This is a genomic window from Burkholderia sp. Ac-20392 (assembly GCF_017104585.1).
Taxonomy (GTDB): domain Bacteria; phylum Pseudomonadota; class Gammaproteobacteria; order Burkholderiales; family Burkholderiaceae; genus Burkholderia; species Burkholderia lata.
Genome location: NZ_JAAGPB010000480.1, coordinates 1 through 6,207, shown reverse-complemented (window position 1 = coordinate 6,207; position 6,207 = coordinate 1). Strand labels below are relative to the sequence as shown.

Below are 6,207 nucleotides of genomic sequence, written 5' to 3'. Positions count from 1 at the left end.
CCGCTTGCGGATCGGCTCGGCCCAGCGCGGGCCCGGTGCGGGGGCGGCGGGGTGGGAGCTGGGCGGCGTGGTCATGGCGGGTGCGGCTCGGGCGGCGGGTTACTTCCCGGCGGGGGTATCCCACTCGCCGCGTTCGGTGCGGCCGGTGTCGGGCACGGACAGCCCGAAGTGGCGATAGGTGAGCAGCGTCGCGACGCGCCCGCGCGGCGTGCGCTGCAGGAAGCCCTGCTGGATCAGGTACGGCTCGAGTACGTCCTCGATCGTGTCGCGTTCTTCGCCGATCGCCGCCGCGAGGTTGTCGATGCCGACCGGGCCGCCGTCGAACTTGTACAGGATGGCCTCGAGCAGCTTGCGGTCCATCAGGTCGAAGCCGACCGGATCGACGTCGAGCATCGCGAGCGCGGCATCGGCGACGGCCGCGGTGATCTGGCCGTCGGCCTTCACTTCCGCGAAGTCGCGCACGCGGCGCAGCAGCCGGTTTGCAATCCGCGGCGTGCCGCGCGAACGCTTCGCGATTTCGAGCGCGCCGTTCGGATCGATCTGCGCGTTCAGCAGCGACGCCGAGCGCCGCACGATGCGCGACAGTTGCTCGGCATCGTAGAACTCGAGGCGCGCGACGATCCCGAAGCGATCGCGCAGCGGGTTGGTCAGCATCCCGGCGCGGGTGGTGGCGCCGACCAGCGTGAACGGCTGCAGGTCGAGCTTCACGCTGCGCGCGGCCGGGCCTTCGCCGATCATGATGTCGATCTGGTAATCCTCGAGTGCCGGATACAGGATTTCCTCGACGACCGGCGACAGCCGGTGGATCTCGTCGATGAACAGCACGTCGTTCGCTTCGAGGTTCGTCAGCAGCGCGGCGAGATCGCCCGCGCGCTCGAGCACGGGGCCCGACGTCTGGCGCAGGTTCACACCCATTTCCCGCGCGATGATGTGCGCGAGCGTCGTCTTGCCGAGGCCCGGCGGCCCGAACAGCAGCACGTGGTCAAGCGGCTCGGAGCGGCGCTTGGCGGCTTCGATGAAGATCTCGAGCTGGCCGCGCACCTTTTCCTGGCCGACGTAGTCGTCGAGCTGGCGCGGCCGCAGCGCACGTTCGAACACCTCCTCGTGCGACGAGGCGGGCGTGGCGGCGATGATCCGCTGCTCGGTGGCGAGTTTGTCGGTTTCAATCATGCGGCCATTGTACCGCGCGCCGCTGTCCGGCCCACCTGGCCGAACGGCCGACTGGCGAGCGCTGCGCGGCCGCGCGACACTGGCTTCAACGCACCGGCCGGCGGCGCGTCATGCGGGCGTTACACCTTCGACAGCGCCTTCAGTGCGAGCTTGATGCCTTCGGATACGCCGGTGCCCGCGGGCACGTTCTTGATCGCGGCGAGGCCTTCCTTTTCGGAATAGCCGAGCGCGAGCAGCGCGTTGAGGATGTCGGTCGCGTGGTCGGACGGCGACGCGGCGCCGGCGAGTGCGCCGAGATCGGCGCCGAGCTTGCCCTTCAGTTCGAGCAGCAGGCGCTCGGCCGTCTTCTTGCCGATGCCGGGCAGGCGTGTGAGGCGCGCGGCGTCCTGCATCGTCACGGCCTGCGCGAGTTCCTGCACGCTCATGCCGGACAGCACGGCGAGCGCCATGCGCGCGCCGATGCCGGTGATCTTCAGCAGCTCGCGGAAGGTCGTGCGCTCCTGCGGCGTCAGGAAGCCGTAAAGCAAGTTCGCGTCCTCGCGGACGATCTGCTGCGTGAGCAGCACGACGCGCTCGCCGTTTTGCGGCAGGTTGTAGAAGGTGCTCATCGGCACGTCGATTTCGTAGCCGACGCCGTTGCAGTCGACGAGCAGGTGAGGCGGGTTCTTTTCGAGCAGGATGCCGGCGATGCGACCGATCATGGATGGCTTGATGCGAGGAAGAAAGCGCGAGTGTAGCGCACGTGCGGCGCCATGCCGACGGAGTCGGCCATCCGGCCGGGGCGATGCACGTCGCGTGTGCATCGCGCGCGGGCACGGCGGCCGAGCCGGTGTGCCGCGCGAGGGCGCGCGCCGGTGTCAGCCGACCAGCCGCCCGCGCCGCACGCGCAGCCCTTTCTTCGCGAGCGCCGGCGCGAGGCCGCCGAGCGTGCTGAGCGTGTTGCCGCCGTGCGCGTGGCAGATCGCCATGCCGAGCGCATCGGCTGCGTCGGAGCCCGGTTGTCCCGAGAGGTTGAGCAGGCGCGTGACCATTTCCTGCATCTGCGTCTTGGTCGCGCGGCCGTAGCCGACCACCGCCTGCTTGAGTTGCAGCGCCGTGTATTCGGCAACGGGCAGGCCGCCCGCGACGAGGCCGCAGATCGCGGCGCCGCGCGCCTGGCCGAGCAGCAGCGTCGACTGCGGGTTCACGTTGACGAACACCTTTTCGATCGCGGACTGGTCGGGGGCGTGCTCGCGCACGATGGTCGAGACGCCCTGGAAGATCGTGCCGAGCCGGGTGGCCAGGTCGGCGGTCGGCGTGCGGATCACGCCGCTCGCAACATACGCGAGCCGGTGGCCGCTGACGTCGATGATGCCGAAGCCGGTGACGCGCAGGCCGGGGTCGATGCCGAGAATTCGCATGGGTAAGGAGAAAAGCCTGATGCAGCGATACTACAACGAATGGTGCGGTGCGCCGGCCGCACGGTCGCGTACGAGAGCGCCGCGCAATAAAAAACCCGGCGGGTGCGATGCCGCCGGGTTGTCGTGCAGCGGCCGCACGGGCCGCGTGCGATCAGTGACGGAAGTGGCGCACGCCCGTCAGGATCATCGCGATGTTGTGCTCGTCGGCTGCAGCGATCACTTCGTCATCGCGCATCGAGCCGCCCGGCTGGATCACGCAGGTCGCGCCGGCTGCCACGACGACGTCGAGGCCGTCGCGGAACGGGAAGAACGCGTCCGATGCCACTGCCGAACCGGCCAGCGTCAGGCCGGCGTTCTGCGCCTTGATGCTCGCGATGCGTGCGGAATCGACACGGCTCATCTGGCCTGCGCCGACGCCGAGCGTCATGCCGTTGCCGCAGAACACGATCGCGTTCGACTTCACGTACTTCGCGACACGCCATGCGAACAGCAGGTCGTCCATTTCCTTCGCGGTCGGCTGGCGCTTCGTGACGACGCGCAGCTCGCTCGGCTGCACGTTCTTCGAGTCGAGCGACTGCACGAGCAGGCCGCCGCCCACGCGCTTCAGGTCGAAGGCGTTATGACCGTCGCCGAGCGCGATTTCGAGCAGGCGCACGTTCTGCTTCGCGGCGAACACCTGCTTCGCGGCGTCGGAGAACGACGGTGCGATCAGCACTTCGACGAACTGCTTCGCAACGGCCTGGGCGGCCGCTTCGTCGACTTCGCGGTTGAACGCGATGATGCCGCCGAACGCCGACGTCGGGTCCGTCTGGAACGCCTTCGCGTACGCGTCGGCCGAATCGTTGCCGACTGCGACGCCGCACGGGTTCGCATGCTTGATGATCACGCAGGCCGGCGCGTCGAACGTCTTCACGCATTCCCACGCTGCGTCCGAATCGGCGATGTTGTTGTACGACAGTTCCTTGCCCTGCAGCTGGCGGTAGTTCGCCAGCGCGCCGGCCGGCGTCGCGAGGTCGCGGTAGAACGCGGCGCTCTGGTGCGGGTTCTCGCCGTAGCGCAGGTCCTGCACCTTGTCGAACGCCAGGTTCAGCGTCGCCGGGTACGCGTTGCGCGACGCGTGCTTCAGTTCGTCGGTCAGGCTCGTCAGGTAGTTCGTGATCGCGCCGTCGTATTGCGCGGTGTGCGCGAACACCTTCGTCGCGAGGCGGAAGTTGGTCGCGTAGCCGACCGCATTGCCGTTCGCCTTCATTTCATCGAGCACGACCGCGTAATCGGCCGGATCGACAACAACCGTCACGTCGCGGTGGTTCTTCGCGGCCGAGCGCAGCATCGTCGGGCCGCCGATGTCGATGTTCTCGATCGCATCGGCGAGCGTGCAGTCGTCCTTCGCGATCGTCGCGACGAACGGGTACAGGTTCACGACGAGCAGGTCGATCGTCGGGATGCCGTGCTGTTCCAGCGCCTGCATGTGCTCGGGCAGGTCGCGGCGGGCCAGGATGCCGCCGTGCACCTTCGGGTGGAGCGTCTTCACGCGCCCATCGAGCATTTCCGGGAAGCCCGTGTAATCAGCCACTTCGGTCACGGGCAGGCCCGCGTCGGCGAGCAGTTTCGCGGTGCCGCCCGTCGACAGCAGCTTGACGCCGAGGTCGGACAGCGACTTCGCGAAGTCGACGATGCCGGTCTTGTCGGAAACGGAAATGAGCGCTTGCTTGATCATGATGGAACCACCAATAGCCAGGGAAACGGGGACGGGACGGCTGCCTACAGCAGGCCGTGCTGCTGCAGCTTCTTGCGCAGCGTATTGCGATTGATGCCGAGGTACTCCGCGGCGAGCGACTGGTTGCCGCCTGCCTGTACGAGCACGACCTCGAGCATCGGCTTTTCGACGCAGGACATCACCATTTCATAGACGTCGTGCGGATTGGAGCCGTCTAGATCCCGGAAATACACGTCCAGGCTCTCGCGGACACATTGTTCGATGTTGTGCTTGCTCATGCTGCTAACTGGTTATGGTCGTCCGACTCGCCCTGGCCGTTTTCCTCTTCGTCATCGACGTAGACGAGGTGGTCCGACAGCGCCTTTTGCGCCTCGAAGAATGCATTGACGGCGGCGAGCTGCTCGCGGGTGGAATCGAGCGTGTTCATCCTGTGCCGGAACCCGTTGGCACCGGAAAGGCCGCGAGTGTACCAGCCGATGTGCTTGCGCGCAGTACGGACTCCCGTGAATTCACCATAGAAAGCGTAGTGGTCTTCCAGGTGTTCGTTCATTACGTGCTGGATCTCGTCGATCCGCGGCGGGGGCAGCAGCTCACCGGTTTGCAGGAAATGATCGATTTCGCGGAACAGCCATGGCCGACCTTGCGCGGCACGACCGATCATCAGGGCGTCGGCGCCGGTTGCGTCGAGCACGGCCTTCGCCTTCGCGGGCGACGTGATGTCGCCGTTCGCGACCACCGGAATCCGCACCGCTGCCTTCACGGCCGCGATGGTGTCGTATTCGGCGTCGCCGCGGTACAGGTCGGCGCGCGTGCGGCCGTGCACGGTGAGCATCGAGATGCCGGCGGCTTCGGCGAGGCGCGCGACCGTGATCGCGTTCTTGTGCTCGCGATCCCAGCCGGTGCGGATCTTCAGCGTGACGGGCACCGCATCGGGCCCCGTACCGACCGCCGCGACGACGGCCTCGACGATGCGCTGCACGAGCGGCTCGTTCTGCAGCAGCGCGGAGCCGGCCGCGACGTTGCAGACCTTTTTCGCCGGGCAGCCCATGTTGATGTCGATGATCTGCGCGCCGTTGTCGACGTTGTAGCGGGCCGCTTCGGCCATCATCGCCGGATCGGCGCCGGCGATCTGGACCGCGATCGGCTCGACCTCGCCTTCGTGGTTCGCGCGCCGCATCGTCTTCGCGCTTTTCCACAGCTGCGCGTTGGACGCGACCATCTCGGACACGGCGTAACCGGCTCCCAGCCGCTTGCAGAGCTGGCGGAACGGACGATCCGTCACGCCGGCCATCGGGGCGACGAACAGGTTGTTACGCAATACGTGAGGGCCGATAACGGGCATCGCAATGGCACCGCCCGCGGCGGGCGCGGGCAGGGAAAGGGCAGACGGAAACGCGCATTTTACCGTATTCCCATGCCCCGCCGATTTGACCCGGTTTGAGTGGCGCGACTGTGCGCGCCGCGCGTCAGTTGCGCTGGCCGAACATCATCTGGCGCGCGATCACTTTCTTGAGCGGCGGCACGAACTCGAGCGCGGTGAGCGCGGCGCCGCGCAGCAGCGGGAGCGGGCCCGAGTCGATCGTGAACAGGCGAGCCAGCGTGTCGGTCGCGCCGATCGTGAAGCGCCGGTCGAGTGCGCGGCGTGCGTTGAAGGTGGCGAGCGCGGTCGCTTCGAAGCCTTGCGCGGACAGCGTATCGACGAGCGTATGCGCATCGCGCAGCCCGAGGTTGAGCCCCTGGCCCGCGACGGGGTGCAGGGTTTGCGCGGCGTTGCCGACGATCGCGACGCGGCCGTTGACGAGCGTTTGAGCGGCGTTCAGGCCGAGCGGGAACGACGCGCGGCCCGCGATCGCGACGAAGTCGCCCATGCGTTCGCCGAACGCGTTGCCGAGCTCGCGCAGGAACGCGTCGTCGGGCAGG

7 protein-coding genes are annotated in these 6,207 nt (G+C 67.6%); all 7 read right to left on the bottom strand.

Annotated features, from left to right (window positions below; translation table 11 throughout):
• Positions 1-99: 99 nt before the first annotated feature.
• Positions 100-1,170 carry a Holliday junction branch migration DNA helicase RuvB gene (gene ruvB / locus G3N99_RS32565; protein ID WP_174939197.1) on the bottom strand — a complete coding sequence of 357 codons (1,071 nt, stop codon included), beginning with the start codon at positions 1,168-1,170 and terminating at the stop codon, positions 100-102.
• 119 nt (positions 1,171-1,289) lie between these two features.
• On the bottom strand, positions 1,290-1,871 hold the full coding sequence (ruvA, locus tag G3N99_RS32560) for a Holliday junction branch migration protein RuvA (protein WP_174934244.1): 582 nt from the start codon (positions 1,869-1,871) through the stop codon (positions 1,290-1,292).
• A 156-nt stretch (positions 1,872-2,027) separates the two neighbouring features.
• Entirely contained in the window at positions 2,028-2,570 is a 543-nt protein-coding gene (gene ruvC, locus G3N99_RS32555; protein WP_011350965.1) for a crossover junction endodeoxyribonuclease RuvC, read from the bottom strand.
• 151 nt (positions 2,571-2,721) lie between these two features.
• Positions 2,722-4,287 (bottom strand): bifunctional phosphoribosylaminoimidazolecarboxamide formyltransferase/IMP cyclohydrolase, encoded by a 1,566-nt coding sequence (gene purH / locus G3N99_RS32550; protein ID WP_174946192.1) that lies wholly within the window; start codon positions 4,285-4,287, stop codon positions 2,722-2,724.
• A gap of 44 nt (positions 4,288-4,331) precedes the next feature.
• A complete protein-coding gene (locus G3N99_RS32545; RefSeq protein ID WP_006476892.1) occupies positions 4,332-4,565 on the bottom strand; it encodes a Fis family transcriptional regulator in 234 nt (77 codons plus the stop codon).
• Positions 4,562-5,629, bottom strand: a complete 1,068-nt coding sequence (gene dusB / locus G3N99_RS32540; protein WP_006497523.1) for a tRNA dihydrouridine synthase DusB — start codon at positions 5,627-5,629, stop codon at positions 4,562-4,564. Before dusB ends, G3N99_RS32545 begins: the two co-directional genes overlap by 4 nt.
• Positions 5,630-5,753: 124 nt before the next feature.
• A partial coding sequence (locus G3N99_RS32535) for an FAD-dependent monooxygenase (protein ID WP_206124424.1) occupies positions 5,754-6,207 on the bottom strand: 454 nt, incomplete at its 5' end.

Coding starts and splice junctions, on each gene's coding strand:
- ruvB (WP_174939197.1), bottom strand. CDS start 1,170: ATGATTGAAACCGACAAACTCGCCACCGAGCAGCGGATCATCGCCGCC.
- ruvA (WP_174934244.1), bottom strand. CDS start 1,871: ATGATCGGTCGCATCGCCGGCATCCTGCTCGAAAAGAACCCGCCTCAC.
- ruvC (WP_011350965.1), bottom strand. CDS start 2,570: ATGCGAATTCTCGGCATCGACCCCGGCCTGCGCGTCACCGGCTTCGGC.
- purH (WP_174946192.1), bottom strand. CDS start 4,287: ATGATCAAGCAAGCGCTCATTTCCGTTTCCGACAAGACCGGCATCGTC.
- G3N99_RS32545 (WP_006476892.1), bottom strand. CDS start 4,565: ATGAGCAAGCACAACATCGAACAATGTGTCCGCGAGAGCCTGGACGTG.
- dusB (WP_006497523.1), bottom strand. CDS start 5,629: ATGCCCGTTATCGGCCCTCACGTATTGCGTAACAACCTGTTCGTCGCC.